Here is a 15,340-nt window from a genome sequence, read left to right on the forward strand (position 1 = left end):
ATCCCGCGCGAGGGGTGTGGGTTGCGTGCAGGCAGGATGACGGTCAGTGAGCCCGGTACGGAAAGGATCCATCCCAGCAATGGCGACCGAGAGTCCGAACGAGCGCAAGATCGACCGGGGCGGCGAGGGCGAAGGCGGCTGTCCGATCAGCCGTGGTGCCGGCGGAGTCTGGGAAGTTCGGGACTTCGCCGCGGCCCGGGCCGTGTTGCGCAGCACCGAGACTGTCCAAGCTGGACTGGGTGTCGAAACGGTGGAGAAGATGCCCGCCGGTATTCGCCGTCCGGTGCTGTACCGGGATGGTCCCGAACATCGCGAGGACCGCAGGCAGACCGCGAAGTTCTTCACCCCGCGCCGGGTCGACGAGCAATACCGCTCGGTGATGCGACGTGTCGCCGAGGAGCAGGTCGGGAAGGTGCGCGCTGCCGGCCGCGCGAACCTCCCCGACCTCAGCTTCCACCTCGCGATCGAGGTCGCGTGTTCGGTGATCGGCCTGACCGAGAGCCGCCCCGGGATCCGCCGCAGACTGGAGCGCTTCTTCCCCGAGGAGTTCGGCGAGCCGGGTTTCACCAGCATGCACGGTCTTTACTGGGTGTGGCGGCAGGCCACGAACTGGCTGGTCATCTACCTCGGTGACGTGCGACCCGCGGTACGGGCTCGCCGCAGGCACCGACGTGACGACCTGATCTCGCACCTGCTCGACGACGGTTGTTCATCGGCCGAAATCCTCGGCGAGTGCATCACCTTCGCGGCCGCCGGTATGGTCACCACCCGCGAGTTCGTCAACGCCGCGGCATGGCACCTGTTCACCGATGAGGCCCTGCTCGCCCGGTACCGGGAGGCCGACGAAACCGAACGGCTCGCGATCCTGCACGAGATCCTCCGCTTGGAGCCGGTGGTCGGTCACCTCCGCAGGCGAACCACTGCTCCGATCGACATCCCGGCGGGCGAGGACACCATCACCGTCCCGCCGGGCGAAGTTCTCCACATCGCGGTGAGCGAGACGAACACCGATCCGGACGCGGTGGGCCGGGAACCGTTGGCGCTGCGTCCCGAGCGGACACTCACGTCCGGGTGCGGTGCGTCGGGGATATCGTTCGGCGACGGTCCGCACAAGTGCCCCGGATCGAGCATCGCGATCCTGGAAACGGACATTTTTCTGAGCGAGCTGTTCGCGCTTCCCGGCATTCGCATGGAAGCGCCGCCGAAGGTATCGTTCAACGACGCGATCGGCGGTTACGAACTGCGCGGGCTCGTCGTGGCCGCCGACGAGCCGACGCCCGGGGACGACGTGGTTCGTCCTGCCGAGGAAGGTCCGCACCGAACCGCCGGTGGTTGAGTCGCCCTGCGCGGTCGTTCGCACGACACGGGTCCCTCTCCGTGCGACACGCCGCGAACTCCGACCCGCCTCTTGATCGCCGGGGTCTCGCGCCGGGATCATCGGAAGGCCGGTGGGCGGCCCGTCGCTCCCGGTCGTGCCGAAAGGGTCGAGCACGGTTCGCAGGGGTTCCGTGGCCTTGTCGGCAGCGGGATCGTGCAGCGGACGTCGGTTCCTCGCCCGCGCGGGAGCCCGTGCCCGTCCGCAACAGGAGGAGTCCGCACCGTCGGCCATGATCAAGAACTCGGACCGAACAGCGCAGCGAGCGGAAGCCGCACAGCGGCAGGCCGCCACTGATCGAGGAACGGCGAACGGGCGGACCACCAGGGCAGCCCGAGGCGTCACCGTCGTGCCCTACCGGGGGTGGACCATCACTCCCGGACGGCTGCGCGAGCTCGCGGGCCGGTATTCGACCCCGTGGGACCGCAACGCGGGGGGACAGAGCACATCGGCTACCGAGACCGCGAACGTGCTGCGGGCGTGGCAACAGGGCAACGTCCTGCAACGCGAGCCACGACGCGCGTTCTACGCCTACCAGCAGACCGGCCCGCACGGTGTCCAATGCGGATTGCTGGCGGCGGTCCAGCTCGACAGCCGTCTGCTCCCGCACGAGGAGGTCCTCCCCGCCAGATGCGAGGAGGTCGCCGAGATCCTCGAGCTGGCGAGGGTGAATCCCGGCCCCGTCCTGCTCGGGCATTCAGGTGGTGCGGCTACCGCCGCCAGGGTGGACGAAGCAACCAGGCATGCGCCCACGACGGAAGTGCTCGCTTCGGACGGGCAACGTCACCAGGTGTGGCGCATCGACGACCGCCGGGCCCGCAGCGACATCGCGGAAGAGCTCGCGGCGATTCCCGCGTTCATCGCGGACGGACACCACCGCTACATCGCCGCGCGCCAGCACCGTCGCCGCATGCACGCTGCCGGCCGCGGCGCGGGCCCGTGGGACCACCTCTCCGCGTTGCTCGTGGACATCCGGCGGACGCCGCTGCAGCTGGCCCCGGTCCACCGGGTACTGCCGCACGTGGACGCGGCATCGGCGCTGGCCGCGGCCGCCGACCGCTTCCGGGTCCTGCGCCTGCGCGGCGAACTCCGCGATTGGCTGACCATCCTCAAGCGACATGCCGGACCGCAGCCCGCATTCGTGGTCGTGACGGGACGCGAGGCGTACCTGCTCATCGACCCGGACCGGCAATTCCTCGCGTCCTCGTTGCGACAGGTGCCCACTCCCCTGCGCCATCTCCACCTGACCACTTTGCACAAGGTCCTCATCGCGGGCTTGTGGGGCGTCCCGGAGTTTCCGGAACACGTTCAGTTCGAGGACAGCGCGGTGCGAGCGACCGAGCGGGTCCGGCAGTACGGCGGGATCGCCGTACTGCTGAATCCACCGGAGCAGGCGGATCTGCGCGACGCGGCCGCTGCGGGGGTCCGGCTCCCGAGCAAGGCAACGTCGTTCGTACCGAAACCCCACCCGAGTCTCGTGTTCCGAACCCTGGACGAGCAATAAGCGCATCGAGCGGGCCCTGCCGACCGAACACCGCGCCGGTACCAGCCGCTTCGCCAAGACCGGTGCGGGGTGCGGCGGTACGGAGTGCAGCGGTGCGGGAGGTGGTCAACGCCTCCGGTGCCGTGCCCGCCCCGACAATGTTCGACGTCCGTGATCACCTCGTACCCTGATCTTGTCGCCAGTTTCCACAGAGTGAGGTGCCCGCATGTTCTGGACAATCATTGGTTGGCTGGTTTTCGGCTTGATCGCCGGTTTCATCGCCAGAGCCGTCGTGCCCGGCAAGGACGACATCGGATTCCTGATGACGATCCTGCTCGGGGTCGTGGGCTCGGTGGTCGGTGGTTTCGTCTTCGGCCTGTTCACCGTCGGGCTCCGCGGTTTCGAGCCTGCCGGGTGGATCGGTTCGGTCATCGGCGCGATCGTCGTTCTGGTGGTCTACAACAAGGTCAGTGGACGCAAGCGCTCCCGTTCCTGACGAGCGGACTGTCGGTGCCGTCTGATTCCATCGACCTGGAAGATCATCAGGCAGTGGAGGTGCGGTGATGCGACAGTCGGCCGAGGCCGGTGGTGGACCGGTAACTGTGTGGATCGCCACTTACCTGGAACAGCTGCAAGCCAGGAAGCTGGCGGCGAACTCACTGCGGGCCTACCGCCGGGACCTCGAGTCCGTGAGCACCGAGTCGGCCGAGATTGCCGAGGTGGCACCGGAAGACCTGCGGATCGAGGACCTCACCGCATCGCTCCTGCGGTCCGCGTTCGCGCGGCACGCGTCGGCGCGTTCGGCATCCTCGGTGACTCGGTCCTGGTCCACCTGGAACGGCTTCTTCGGCTTTTTGGTCATCGAGGGCGCCGTCACCGGCAATCCGATGCCGATCGTGCCCAAACCGCGGAACGCGCCCGCCACGCCGAAGCCTCTGCAGGGTGAGGACACCCCGGAACGCCTGCTACGGACGGTTTCGGAAGGAGCGGCTCGGGCGCGCAACCCGTGGCCGGAACGCGATCTCGCGGTGCTGGCCACCCTGCTGTGCACGGGCGTGCGTTCGGCCGAACTGCTGGAGTTGCGCGTTTCTTCGCTGGCCGGTCGTCGTGGCGACCGGCGACTGCACGTCACCGGCAAGGGCGGCCGGAACCGGTCGGTACCGATCGAAGGCGTGCTCGACGATCTTGTGGAGTCCTACCTTCGTTCCCGACGCTCCCGCTTCGGTGAGCGACTGCCCGGTTCCGATGCGTTGTTCGTGGACCACCGGGGCGAGCCCTTGCGTCGGGGCGGTCTGCAGTACCTGGTTCGCCGGTGCGTCCGGGCGGCGGGTATCTCCGACCGGGTGCAGAGCGGCGCGATGGTGCACGCCCTGCGTCACACGTTCGCCACGAGGCTGGCCGAGGACGGCGCCAGCGCAGCGGAGATCGCCAAGCTGCTGGGACATGCGTCGATCAACTCCAGCCAGACCTACATCGACGTCACGGCACGGGAACAACGGTTGTCGGTTCGTGCGAACCGGACGCACCAGGTACTCAACGAACTCGCGCCGGAGGACGACGCGATCCGTTGAGGACCTCACGGTCCCCAGCGCCCGTTGCCCTCGGTGAGCCCGAGGACGGCCCCGTCGGGAGCCGCCAGCAGGATGACGTCGTCGAGCGACGAGTGTCGCGTCCGGGACAGGACCTCACCGCCGAGCCCGGTGACCCGATTGCCCGCGGCGTCGAGATCGTGCACCGAGAAGTAGCACAACCACCCCGCACGGTCGCCCGCACGGCGTTCGGTCCTCCTACCGGCTACTGGGTGACCCGCGGAGGCGTAGATCGCATCCACCGGGGTGCCGTTGATCGTCCAGCCGAGCACCTCGGCCCAGAACTCGTCCGCGCGGGCTGCCGACGAGGTGAGCAGCTCCAGCCAGCACGGTTCGCCCTCGCGCGGCCCCGGCGCGCGAGGGCCGTGCCGTACCCGCGCGGTGACGAGCTCGGCGACCGCGTCGTCGGGCCCGGTCAGCACGCCGTTGTGGGCGGCACCGGCCAGCACCGGTAGCCAGCCTTTCGATCGTCCCGTGCGACAGGTGCGTATCGAGGCGCACTGCCGCGAGCCGACCCAGCATTCGAAACCACTCGCCGACGGCAAAACGTGCCAGGCGAGCAGTGCTTGGTAGAACTCGGCGGCAGACTCGGGCACCGAGGTGATCAGCTCGGTGCGCCGCAGTCCGTGGACCTCGTTGTATGGGCGCACGCAATCGCTTTCTGGCAGGTCCGATATCCGGCCGAGGCCGGACCGTTCATCTTGTCCGCACGGACGGCATCCCACAATGCTCCGTCCGGCCCACCGCGCACGTGAGCACCAGGCTCACCGAATCCGCTCGAGATCGGCGGCGACGTTGACGACGTTGCCCGCCACACTGCGAAGCTCGTCGACCCCGGCCCCGTCCTGAGCTGCTGTCACGACGTCCTCGGCTGCGCAACGCAGCTGGAACAACCGGTCCTGCAGGTCGGCGAGTTCGGCTGCCGACAGCACCACGGCGTCTTCCGGCAGGCCACCCCGCTGCACCGCCGAGCGCCGCTCGTAAGCGCGCTGCCTGCAGGATTGCGCGCAGTACATCCGGGGGCGGCCCTGCCTGCCCGCATCGGGAATGCGACGACCGCACCAACCACAGTGCCGGGCGGTTCGCTTTCGTTCGGTTGTTTGGTCGGGTGCGTGCAGGGTGTCCACGAACGACACGCTAGCGGGGGGCTTGCGCGGGCGTTCGCAGGGCACGCCGATGGCGAGGCTGTTCTCGGTCCGCGACGGGCCTCGGGCACAGTGGAGGTCGTGACGCACCCGTTCCTGCAAGGTCCCTGGCCGCGCGCATTCGCTCATCGTGGTTGGCACCTGGACGACCTCGACGGCATGGAGAATTCGATGAGCGCGTTCCGACGCGCGGTGTTCGAGGGATACCGGTACATCGAAACCGACGTGCATTCCACCGCGGACGACGTGGTGATCGTGCATCACGACGAGACTTTGGATCGGACCACCGATGGTCGCGGCAGCATCCGCAGGCTGCCGTGGTCGGCGGTGGGCTCGGCGGCGATCGACGGGCGGGAGCCGGTGGCTCGGCTCGACGACGTGCTCGAGGAGTTCCCGGAGACGCGGTTCAACATCGACGTCAAGGCCGACGAAAGCGTGTTGCCGGTGTTGCGGACGTTGCGGCGTCACCGGGCGTGGGATCGGGTGTGCCTCGCTTCGTTCGACGACCGTCGGCTGGCCACGCTGCGGAATCAAGGCGATTCCCGGTTGTTGACGTCCTTGGGGCAGCGTTCGGTAACGGCGCTGTGGCTCGCTTCCCGATACGGCGGTTGGCCCAGGCGCTCGCGTATCAGGGGTTCGGCGGCGCAAGTGCCACCACTCCACGGCCGGCTCCGAGTCGTGGACCCTCGGTTCGTCCGCCTGGCTCATCGCTGGGGAATCGAGGTGCACACCTGGACGGTTGATGAGGCTGAGGAGATGAGGACCCTGCTCGACCTGGGCGTGGACGGGCTGGTGACCGACCGGCCGGACGTGTTGCGGAAGGTGCTCTCGGAGCGCGGCCTGTTCGCATCCGCCGTCGATCCGGAGGCCGAGATCCGCTAGGGCGCGCGTCATGGGTTCCGGCTTCCGACCGATCTGGGGTGGCCGACCGTCGTGCTCGGAGTTCGCAGCCTGTTCGAACAGCTCTTCCCGGCATGATCCGTGTTGTGCCAACGCGGGCGATCTCGATGATCGCGCGGCCAGTAGAGTCCCACTACCACCAGTAGAAGCCGGTTCGACGGAGGCGGCGAAAGGCGGTAGAGCGTGACGGACGGCGATCTCGCGGCGGAGGCCTTGGCACGCCGACGCGAGCACCGCGGTTGGTGCTGGTACGACTGGGCGAATTCGGTGTTCCCGACCTCGGTCACCACCGTTTTCCTGTCGCTGTACCTGACCGGCGTGGCCACCGAAGCGGCCAAGGCCGATGTCGCCCGCAACGGCGTGGACGCCTGCCCCGGCGGCGACGCGCTGCGCCAATGCGACATCTCCCTGCTCGGTTTCGCCTTCCCCGCCGGCTCGTTGTGGGGGTATCTGCTCTCGGTGGCCACCGTCGTCCAGGTCTTCGTGCTGCCGATCACCGGCGCGATCGCCGATCGGACGCAGAACAAGCGCTGGATGCTGGGGGCGTTCGCGTTCGGCGGGGCGACGGCAACCTCGTTGTTGGCGCTGGTGGGCGGGGACAACTGGCAGCTCGGTGTCGTCCTGTTCATCGCCGCCAACATCTGCTTCGGCGCTTCGGTGGTCGTCTACTACTCCTTCCTCCCCGAGATCGCCGATGCCGATGAGCGCGACCGGCTCTCCTCCCGCGGTTGGGCGTTCGGTTACCTCGGTGGCGGCTGCGCACTCGCTCTGCACCTCGCGATCTTCCTGGGCCACGAGGCGGTGGGCCTCAACGCCGACGGGGCGGTTCGACTCGTGTTCTTCTCCTCGGGGCTCTGGTGGGCGGCGTTCACGCTGCTGCCGGTGTTCGCGCTCGGTCGCCACCACGAGCCAGAAGGAACCGAGCGGGGGACCTCGGTGGTCACGGCCGGATTCCGGCAGCTGTGGTCGACGTTCCGGCAGGCCCGCCACTTTCCGTTGACCTTGGCCTTCCTGGCCGCCTACATGGTCTACACCGATGGGATCGCCACCGTCGCCCAGGTTTCCGCCCAGTACGGCAACCTGGAACTCGACCTGCCCCAGGAAAGCTTGATCGTCACGCTGCTGATCGTGCAGTTCATCGCCTTCGTCGGTGGGATCCTGCACGGCACCGTCGCGCAGCGGATCGGCGCGAAGAAGACCATCCTGATCAGCCTGCTGGTGTGGATCGGGGTGCTCGGGGCGGCATACTTCGTGCAGGCGGGCAGGCCATTGCAGTTCTACGGGCTCGCGGTCGGCATCGGTCTCGTGCTCGGGGGAACCAACGCGCTGTCCCGCTCGTTGTTCAGCCAGATGGTGCCCGATGGGCGGGAGGCCGAGTACTTCTCGCTCTACGAGGTCGGCGAGCGTTCGACCTCGTGGTTGGGCCCATTGGTGTTCGCAGGTGTCGGCCAGGCCACGGGATCGTTCCGGTTGGCCATCATCTCGCTCGTCGTGTTCTTCGTGATCGGATTCGTGTTGCTCGCGTTCGTCCCGGTACGCCGCGCGATCGAGGCAGTGGGAAATCCGGCTCCGAAGGTGTTGTGAGTGCTGCGTCTCCGGAGGTGGCGTCGTACCGTTGCCAATGGCACGTCGCGGCGCGCCTACTCCAAGCTGGTGAATCGACCGGCCGAGTGCACGTGTGCGATCGGCATATGCCAGTACGCAGCGTCGTGGCAACGCTCAGCATGCGGAAGCTACTTCGTGTGATTTTCCGTCACGTCAATCGGACGATCCAGCGACGTGGTGCAGCTCCCGCCCTCATCCAGACCCGGACCTCGTTTGGCCTAAGTAACACACCATCTGGCACTATCACCCGTTCGAACGCACCTATAGATTGCGAGGGGGATAACGCGTCACGAACGCGGACCGACTGCATCTCTAGGTATGAGTCTTCGTTGACGGGTGAATAACGTCACCGACGGCAACCAGGAGCCCTACGCCGGGAACATGCGACGGCAATACGTCGTTGCACTCGGTGAGCACAACCGCCCCGGGAAATCTCCGGGCCGAAGTGAAAGGAACCGTCATGGCCGATCGCGTTCTGCGTGGCAGCCGGCTCGGAGCGGTCAGCTACGAGACCGACCGAAACCACGACCTCGCACCGCGCCGGACGGTGCGCTATGCCTGCACCAAGGACCATGAGTTCGAGGTGCCGTTCTCCGACGACGCCGAGGTGCCTCCGACTTGGGAATGCCGACTCCACGGCACCGAGTCGAAGATCATCGACGGCTCCGAGCCGGAGCAGAAGAAGGCTAAACCGCCGCGCACCCATTGGGACATGCTGCTCGAACGTCGCAGCATTCCCGAGCTCGAGGAACTGCTCAACGAACGTCTGGAGGAGCTTCGCGGACGCCGCGGGCGCTCCTGACTTCCCCACCCGCCGAAACGAAGAGTGCCCGGAACCCAACGAGGGTCCGGGCACTTTTTGCGTTCCAGAGGGTTGCCCAAGGCCACTCGCCACCGGCCAGCCGGGTCGAGGGCACCGGGGGTCGCACGCACGGCGGCGCACGACGAGACTCCGGCCACCGAAAGCGGCTACCCGCGCTTCACCTCCGGGCGGCACCGACGAGGCCGAGCACCTGTCCCCCACGACGCCTGAGCCCCCACTTGGTGACTCGCACCAGAGCTTCGCGGACGATCGAACCGCTCATCTTCGATTCGCCGATCTCCCGCTCGGTGAACGTGATCGGTACCTCCACGACGACGAAACCGGCCTCCACCGACCTCCAGGCCAGGTCGACCTGAAAGCAGTACCCCTGCGAAGCGATGTCGTGCAGTTCCAACCGATCGAGGACGTAGCGCCGGTACGCGCGATAGCCACCCGTGATGTCCCTGATCGACGAGCCGAGGGCCAACCGCGAATACAGATTTCCGCCCTTGGAGAGCCATTTCCGGTACCAGGGCCAGTTGACCACCCGCCCGCCGGGAACGTAGCGCGAGCCGAGCACGACATCGGCCCCCACCCCGTCCCTGTCGAGCATCGCCAGCATCCGGGGCAGTTCCTCCGGTGCGTGCGAACCATCGGCGTCCATCTCGACGATCACGCCGTAATCCCGGCTCAGCGCCCATTCGAAGCCCGTGACGTAGGCAGCCCCCAGGCCCGCCTTCTCCGCGCGATGCACGACGTGCACGCGCTGGTCCAGGGCTGCGAGTTCGTCGGCGACGACTCCGGTGCCGTCCGGGCTCTCGTCATCGACCACCAGCACGTGGGCGGTCGGCACAGCATCGTGCAGGCGCTGCACGACCGGACCCACGTTCTCCCGTTCGTTGAAGGTGGGGATGACCACCAACACCGCATCACCGCTGCCGGAATGTTGCCGGTTCGGCATCCGTTCCTCCCTGCCGGTGCGATCGCACCGACCCTCACTCTCGTTCCGCTCGCGGTACCCCTCCCGCGAGCTGGTATCAGCTCGCCCCGGCCCGATGCCTGCGCCGAAAGGTCAACCCGATCGCCAGGACGCCCAGGGCCGACAGTCCCCACATCGGGATTCCGCCGAGGCGAGTCGCGGGCGTCAGCGTCGTCCGCAACGGCACCTCGGCCACGAGGTTCTGTTCGGTGAACTGTCCGGTTTCCTCCGTCACCACACCATCGGGACGCACGATCGCGCTCACCCCACTGGTCGCCGAGACGACCACCGCGCGGCCGTGCTCGACCGCCCGGAGCTGTGACATCGCCACGTGCTGGTACGTCATCTCCGACTGGCCGTACCACGCATTGTTCGTCGGCACCGCCAGCACGGTCGCACCGTCACGCACAGCACCCCGGAACACGTCGTCGTAAGCGACGTCGTAGCACAGCCCCACGCCCAACAGGGCCGGGCCGGCCGCCAGAACCCCCGGCTCGGTTCCCGGAGTCATGTCCCGATCGAACCGGTCCACGAACGGGCTGACCACGCGCGCGACCGAACGCATCGGGATGGTCTCGGCGAACGGCACCAGGTGCTGCTTGGTGTAGTACTCACCGGCTCCGCTGCCGGGGGCCCAGCGCACCACGCGGTTGTACAACCCGCCGTCACCGTCCTTGGTGAGTCCGCCGACCATCACGGGAACATCGAGACGATCGGTCACACGGGCGAGTTCCGGATCCCGCGGCGGCGCTCCCCAACTACCGACCTGCTCGGGCAGCACGACGAAATCGGGCTTGGCCACCAGACCTTGATCGATGTCCTCGGCCAGCCTGTCGGCACCGCGAACATGGTTGTCGTGCAATACATCATCAGCGTAGAGCAGGTCGAGCCCGAGGTCGGGCGCATTCCCCTGCACCACCCCGACCGTGGCCGTTCCGGACTCCGGTCCGACATCGATCACCGGCAACACGGCCACCCCCGCGAGCACCGGTACCGCAGCCGTGATGACCGGCACCACCCATCCCCGCGGCCGACCCGCCAGGCGCAGCACCAGAACCGCCAACGACGTACCGATGAGCGCGACCGCGAAACTGACGAGTGCCGTTCCGCCCAGCGACGCCAGCGGAAGGAGCACCCCCTCGGTCTGGCCGAAAGCCAGTCGACCCCACGGAAACCCGCCGAACGGCACGGAGCTGCGCAGGGACTCGGCAGCCACGAACACCGACGCCATCCAGATCGGCGCACCCCGCAGGCGGCTCACCCGCGCCATCCCGGCACCGGCGAGGCCGAAGAACACCGCTTCGATCAGCACCACGCCCAGCCACGGCCACGGTCCGAACTGGGGCCCCAGGAAGTCCTGCAACCACCCCAGCAACGGCAGCAGGAACGCGAACCCGAACAGCAGGCCGTAGCCGAACCCGGCGCCGGAGCGCCGTCGGTGGAGGCACGCGGCGAACGCGGCGAACGCCAACGGCGCCAACCACCACAGGTCACGCGGGGGACCCGACCAGTACAGGACGAATCCCGCCGAGAGCACGGCCAGGATTCGCAACCACACCGCCGTGCCGCGGATTCGCCGAGCACGGGACATCCCGGTGGCCTGCTCGTCACCGCTCGTACTCACCGTGGGAACAACCACCCGATCAACCTTCTCGGTGTTGCGGTCCCCACCAATCGGTCGGGACGACCTACGTTTACCGGCGCGATGCTCCGAACGCGCCAGACAAATGTACGCTGACGCGCTCAACGCATCGGATGGCCAGGGAACCGGCAAGCCGGTCCGAAGCCGTGCGCAGCCACCGGCGACCAGCCATGACCTCAGGCGTGGTCGTCGTCTTCCGGGTCCCTGGCGTAGATGGTCTCCCCGCGGAGAACCGTGCGTAAGCAGCGCGGCAACGGTGTCCCCGGAGTCAGGTCCGGCAGCGCGGGGACACCGGATCTCGGATCCGTCGACCAGCGTTGTACTCGTGAGTCCGGGGCCGAGACCACCAGCTCACCGGCGTCCCACACCACATAGGTCGCGGGAGCACCCGCTACGAGCATTCCGGTCACGCCGTCGTCGACACCGGCCGCCCGCCAACCACCCCTGGTGTGGGCGGTGAACGCAGCTCTGGCCGAGATCCCGAAACCGTCCGTGTGGTGGTGGACGGCCGCCCTGATCGACCCCCACGGGTCCACCGATGTGACCGGCGCGTCGGATCCGAACGCGAGCACCACGCCACTGGCGGCCAGACTCGAGAACGGATTGAGACGCACGCCCCGCTCGGGCCCGAGCCTGCGCGCATACATGTCCTTCGCCCCGCCCCAGGCCGCATCGAACGACGGCTGCACCGAGGCCACCACGCCGTACTTACCCAGTTCCGCGGCCTGGTCGGCATCGACCATCTCGAGGTGCTCGAGACGGTGCCGCATGCCTGCCAAGGCCGGCACGCCGAGGGTGGACGCCGCTCGCCGGAAGCCCTCGCACACCTCGGCGACCCCTGCGTCGCCGATCACGTGGAACCCCGCCTGCAGGTTGTTCCGGGTGCACTGCACGAGGTGCTCCGCGACGGCTTCCGAATCCAGATAGAGCACACCGGAGGTCGTGGGGGCGTCCGTGTACGGCTCGCGTAACGCGGCCGTGCGCGAGCCCACCGCGCCGTCCACGAACAGATCACCGGCCAGCCCACGGACATCGAGTTCGGCGGCGCGGTTCAAGGCGGAAAGCTCCCCCCAGTAACCCACCACCTCGGGCACGCCTCCCTTGGCCGCCAACTCCAGCAGCTCGACGAGGTCGTCGGACTCGGAGATGTCCGGTCCCGCACACTCGTGCACGCTGGCGATCCCGTTCGCGGCCGCGTGTCGCAGGAAAGCGATCTGAGCCTCCCGGCGCTGCGCGTCGCTCAGCGACTCGCGGGCAGCGCTACGGGCGTGGTGGTGCGCCACTCGGGTGAGCGGCCCCTCGACGCTCCAGCCTTCCGCCCCGCGCGCCAGCGGCGCCTGCTCGATCAAAGCACTCGAGACGAGAGCGGAGTGGACGTCGATCCGCGAGAGGTAGACGGCGGCACCGCCCGCGGCTTGGTCGATTTCCGCGCGTGTCGGCGGCCTGCGCTCCGGCCACCACGTCTCGTCCCAGCCGTGGCCCCACACCAGCGCACCCGGATGCTCCTCGACGTGGTCGCGGAGCGCGTGCAGAAATTCGGTCAACGACGCGCAGCCCGTCAGGTCGAGCCCGTTGAGCAGCAGGCCGGTCGAGGTCGCGTGCACGTGCGCGTCGACGAACGCAGGAGCCACGAAGGCCCCCTGGAGATCGACGATTTCCGCGTCCGGATGCAGCGCGCGACCAACCTTGTCGGTGCCGACCCATGCGATCGTGCCGTCGGTCACGGCCATCGCTGTGGCGTCGGCGCTGGCGGGCGTGTAAATCCGGCCGCCAAGCAACAACGTGGTGTCGGACATGTGTCGGTCCTGCCCCTGCATTCCCTGTTCACGGTCGCGTGGTCACTGCGCACTCCCACCGTGCCCGTGGACGCGCGGCGCGTTGGCGCAGCCATCTATTCGTCCAAGGAACACGATCGTTTCGCTGGAGCTTACCCGCAGGGTCCTTGCGGCCCGCGCCACGTCGGCCCGGTCAGCGGTCCCACCGGTCACGTGCGTCCTCTGCCTGGGTCGACGTCCCCGGAAGCGGGTGCTGACCGGGGTCGTCGGTCTCTTCACCATCGTCGTCGACGGACACGACCTCACCGTCGATCACGTCACCGGGGCCATCCGTTCGCTGCTGCCGATGGAGATATTCCGCCTGCACGCGCATACGGTCATGAGCCTCCCGCGACCGGCGTTCCGCAGAACGCTCAACCCGCTTGCGCACCAGTGCGCGTGTTGGCGGGAACAGGCACAGCAGGCCGAGCACATCACTGATGACGCCAGGCAGAATGATCAACACGCCCCCGGCGGCGATCAACACCCCGTCTGCGAGTTCGCGGGTGGGCGGGCGTCGCAACCTCGCAGCCTCGGAGAATTCCTGCAGCGTACGACGTCCTTCGCGGCGAAGCAGCCAGATGCCGACGACTCCGCCCAAGATCAGCAGTCCGATCGTCGGCAGCACTCCGAGGTGCTGGCCGATGGTGACGAGCACGCTGATTTCCAGCACGCCGGCGACGAGGAGCAGGACGAGTATCGGCACGGTCTTCGCGGACCTCCGGTCGAATGCGTTGTGTCTTGTTCAACGCGCGGAAGGCCTCGAATACTCCCGCGCGCAGTGTCAGATTGGAGCAGTTGGCCACATCGGGCGTGAAACGGCCCCGACACAGGTGCCGAGACACCGCCGATATCCGCCCCCCATAGACTGCCCATGATGCGGGCGCACCTGTCGAAACTCCTCATTCTTCTGCTGGTCTGCGGTGTTCTGGCGGTCGTCATCCTGGTGAGCGATCGACGGTTGCCGGATCCGCCAGTGCCACCTGCGCCGTTGCCTCCTGCCGTCGTCACGCTCGGCGACAGCACGATGTCCGGTGAGGGCGGGGGTGACTACGAGCCCGGCACCAACGGCGCGAACGGCAACTGGTGCCACCGATCCGCCGCCGCGCCCGTGCACCAGATGCGACTTCCCCCGGACGTCACGCCGATCAACCTCGCGTGTTCCGGTGCTCGTGCCGAGCACGTCGGCTCCCAGCCCTCGGACTTTCCCGAAGAACCGCAGGCGCTGCAATTGGCGGAGCTCACCGAGAGCTATCGCATCACCGCCGTCGTGGTCCAGGTCGGCGCCAACGACGACCCCGCGTTCATCGATGCGGTCAATCGCTGCGTGAACGCCTGGGCGAACCGATCTCCGGAAGGGTGTGTGAGCACGTTGCGCTCGGCGTGGCCGGAACGCGTCGAACAGATGACGCCGAAGGTGATCGCGGCCCTCCAGGACGTGCGCGAGGTGATGGACCGGGCCGGATACACGCGGGAGGGTTACTCGCTGATCGTGCAGTCCTACCCCTCGCCGGTCGGTCCCGGCATCCCCCCGGAGCTGCAGAACCTGTCCGGCTGTCCGTTCCTGACTCGAGACCTCGAGTGGATCCGGGACATCGGCGTGATCCAGCTGTCCGACGGATTGCGGGAAGCGGCGGAGGCTGTCGACGCGCGGTTTCTCGACCTCTCGCGCGCCGGGCGCGGGCACGAAGCGTGCACCGCCGGGACGGGGGCTCCCAGGCAGGAGTGGTTCACCCGACTGACCGTGGATTGGGAGAGCCTCCAGAACGAGTATCGGGCTCCGCACGCGATGCAGGAGTCGTTCCATGCCAACGCCACCGGATACGCACACATGGGGCGTTGCATGGGTGAGTTCCTGACGAGCCGCGAGACCTATGCGGCGTGCCTGCCCGACGGGTCGGGCGAACTCCACCCGGTCTCGCATCCGGTCGCCGCCCAACCGTGAGCCGGACGCAACCGACCGGCGCAGGCCTCCGCGCGGCATGCCGAGCGGAGGCCTGCGTGCT

General features: G+C 68.0%; 14 protein-coding genes. 8 read left to right on the forward strand and 6 right to left on the reverse strand.

Going from position 1 to position 15,340, the window contains the following annotated elements:
- Positions 1–79: 79 nt before the first annotated feature.
- The 4 genes from ACYVAN_RS16185 (at position 80) to ACYVAN_RS16200 (ending at position 4,429) form a co-directional block, all read left to right on the forward strand.
- Entirely contained in the window at positions 80–1,336 is a 1,257-nt protein-coding gene (locus ACYVAN_RS16185) for a cytochrome P450 (RefSeq protein ID WP_460960412.1), read from the forward strand.
- A 172-nt stretch (positions 1,337–1,508) separates the two neighbouring features.
- Positions 1,509–2,879, forward strand: coding sequence for a DUF1015 family protein (locus ACYVAN_RS16190; RefSeq protein ID WP_460960414.1), 1,371 nt, complete (start codon positions 1,509–1,511; stop codon positions 2,877–2,879).
- 205 nt (positions 2,880–3,084) lie between these two features.
- Positions 3,085–3,354 carry a GlsB/YeaQ/YmgE family stress response membrane protein gene (locus ACYVAN_RS16195; RefSeq protein WP_460960417.1) on the forward strand — a complete coding sequence of 90 codons (270 nt, stop codon included), beginning with the start codon at positions 3,085–3,087 and terminating at the stop codon, positions 3,352–3,354.
- A 67-nt stretch (positions 3,355–3,421) separates the two neighbouring features.
- The gene (locus tag ACYVAN_RS16200) at positions 3,422–4,429 is read left to right on the forward strand and encodes a tyrosine-type recombinase/integrase (protein ID WP_460960419.1); all 1,008 of its coding nucleotides are present in this window, start codon (positions 3,422–3,424) and stop codon (positions 4,427–4,429) included.
- A 5-nt stretch (positions 4,430–4,434) separates the two neighbouring features.
- Here the strand turns inward: ACYVAN_RS16200 and ACYVAN_RS16205 are convergent, their stop codons facing one another.
- Positions 4,435–5,097 (reverse strand): VOC family protein, encoded by a 663-nt coding sequence (locus tag ACYVAN_RS16205; protein ID WP_460960421.1) that lies wholly within the window; start codon positions 5,095–5,097, stop codon positions 4,435–4,437.
- Between the two features lie 114 nt (positions 5,098–5,211).
- Complete coding sequence (locus tag ACYVAN_RS16210) at positions 5,212–5,574, reverse strand: hypothetical protein (protein ID WP_460960423.1); 363 nt, start codon at positions 5,572–5,574, stop codon at positions 5,212–5,214.
- A 99-nt stretch (positions 5,575–5,673) separates the two neighbouring features.
- On the opposite strand from ACYVAN_RS16210, the gene ACYVAN_RS16215 reads away from it, so the two are divergent.
- The 3 genes from ACYVAN_RS16215 to ACYVAN_RS16225 all read left to right on the forward strand — a co-directional run bounded on the left by ACYVAN_RS16215 (position 5,674) and on the right by ACYVAN_RS16225 (position 8,899).
- Entirely contained in the window at positions 5,674–6,474 is an 801-nt protein-coding gene (locus tag ACYVAN_RS16215; protein WP_460960424.1) for a glycerophosphodiester phosphodiesterase, read from the forward strand.
- Positions 6,475–6,675: 201 nt separating this feature from the next.
- Positions 6,676–8,076, forward strand: coding sequence for an MFS transporter (locus ACYVAN_RS16220; protein ID WP_460960426.1), 1,401 nt, complete (start codon positions 6,676–6,678; stop codon positions 8,074–8,076).
- A gap of 481 nt (positions 8,077–8,557) precedes the next feature.
- On the forward strand, positions 8,558–8,899 hold the full coding sequence (locus ACYVAN_RS16225; RefSeq protein WP_460960428.1) for an RNA polymerase-binding protein RbpA: 342 nt from the start codon (positions 8,558–8,560) through the stop codon (positions 8,897–8,899).
- A 178-nt stretch (positions 8,900–9,077) separates the two neighbouring features.
- Here the strand turns inward: ACYVAN_RS16225 and ACYVAN_RS16230 are convergent, their stop codons facing one another.
- The 4 genes from ACYVAN_RS16230 to ACYVAN_RS16245 form a co-directional block, all read right to left on the reverse strand.
- A complete protein-coding gene (locus ACYVAN_RS16230; protein ID WP_460960430.1) occupies positions 9,078–9,860 on the reverse strand; it encodes a polyprenol monophosphomannose synthase in 783 nt (260 codons plus the stop codon).
- A 76-nt stretch (positions 9,861–9,936) separates the two neighbouring features.
- Positions 9,937–11,502, reverse strand: coding sequence for an apolipoprotein N-acyltransferase (gene lnt / locus ACYVAN_RS16235; protein ID WP_460960432.1), 1,566 nt, complete (start codon positions 11,500–11,502; stop codon positions 9,937–9,939).
- A gap of 194 nt (positions 11,503–11,696) precedes the next feature.
- Entirely contained in the window at positions 11,697–13,316 is a 1,620-nt protein-coding gene (locus ACYVAN_RS16240; RefSeq protein ID WP_460960434.1) for an amidohydrolase, read from the reverse strand.
- 172 nt (positions 13,317–13,488) lie between these two features.
- A complete protein-coding gene (locus ACYVAN_RS16245) occupies positions 13,489–14,040 on the reverse strand; it encodes an FxsA family protein (protein WP_460960436.1) in 552 nt (183 codons plus the stop codon).
- Positions 14,041–14,208: 168 nt separating this feature from the next.
- Between ACYVAN_RS16245 and ACYVAN_RS16250 the strand changes: the two genes are divergently transcribed.
- Positions 14,209–15,279, forward strand: coding sequence for a GDSL-type esterase/lipase family protein (locus ACYVAN_RS16250; RefSeq protein ID WP_460960438.1), 1,071 nt, complete (start codon positions 14,209–14,211; stop codon positions 15,277–15,279).
- The last annotated feature ends 61 nt before the right edge of the window (positions 15,280–15,340 follow it).

The organism is Parasphingorhabdus pacifica, from assembly GCF_054779195.1.

What these genes read in the sequence shown, in the direction of transcription:
- ACYVAN_RS16200 (WP_460960419.1), top strand. Translation starts at nt 3,422, where the DNA reads ATGCGACAGTCGGCCGAGGCCGGTGGTGGACCGGTAACTGTGTGGATC.
- ACYVAN_RS16225 (WP_460960428.1), top strand. Translation starts at nt 8,558, where the DNA reads ATGGCCGATCGCGTTCTGCGTGGCAGCCGGCTCGGAGCGGTCAGCTAC.
- ACYVAN_RS16240 (WP_460960434.1), bottom strand. Translation starts at nt 13,316, where the DNA reads ATGTCCGACACCACGTTGTTGCTTGGCGGCCGGATTTACACGCCCGCC.
- ACYVAN_RS16230 (WP_460960430.1), bottom strand. Translation starts at nt 9,860, where the DNA reads ATGCCGAACCGGCAACATTCCGGCAGCGGTGATGCGGTGTTGGTGGTC.
- ACYVAN_RS16185 (WP_460960412.1), top strand. Translation starts at nt 80, where the DNA reads ATGGCGACCGAGAGTCCGAACGAGCGCAAGATCGACCGGGGCGGCGAG.
- ACYVAN_RS16250 (WP_460960438.1), top strand. Translation starts at nt 14,209, where the DNA reads ATGATGCGGGCGCACCTGTCGAAACTCCTCATTCTTCTGCTGGTCTGC.
- ACYVAN_RS16195 (WP_460960417.1), top strand. Translation starts at nt 3,085, where the DNA reads ATGTTCTGGACAATCATTGGTTGGCTGGTTTTCGGCTTGATCGCCGGT.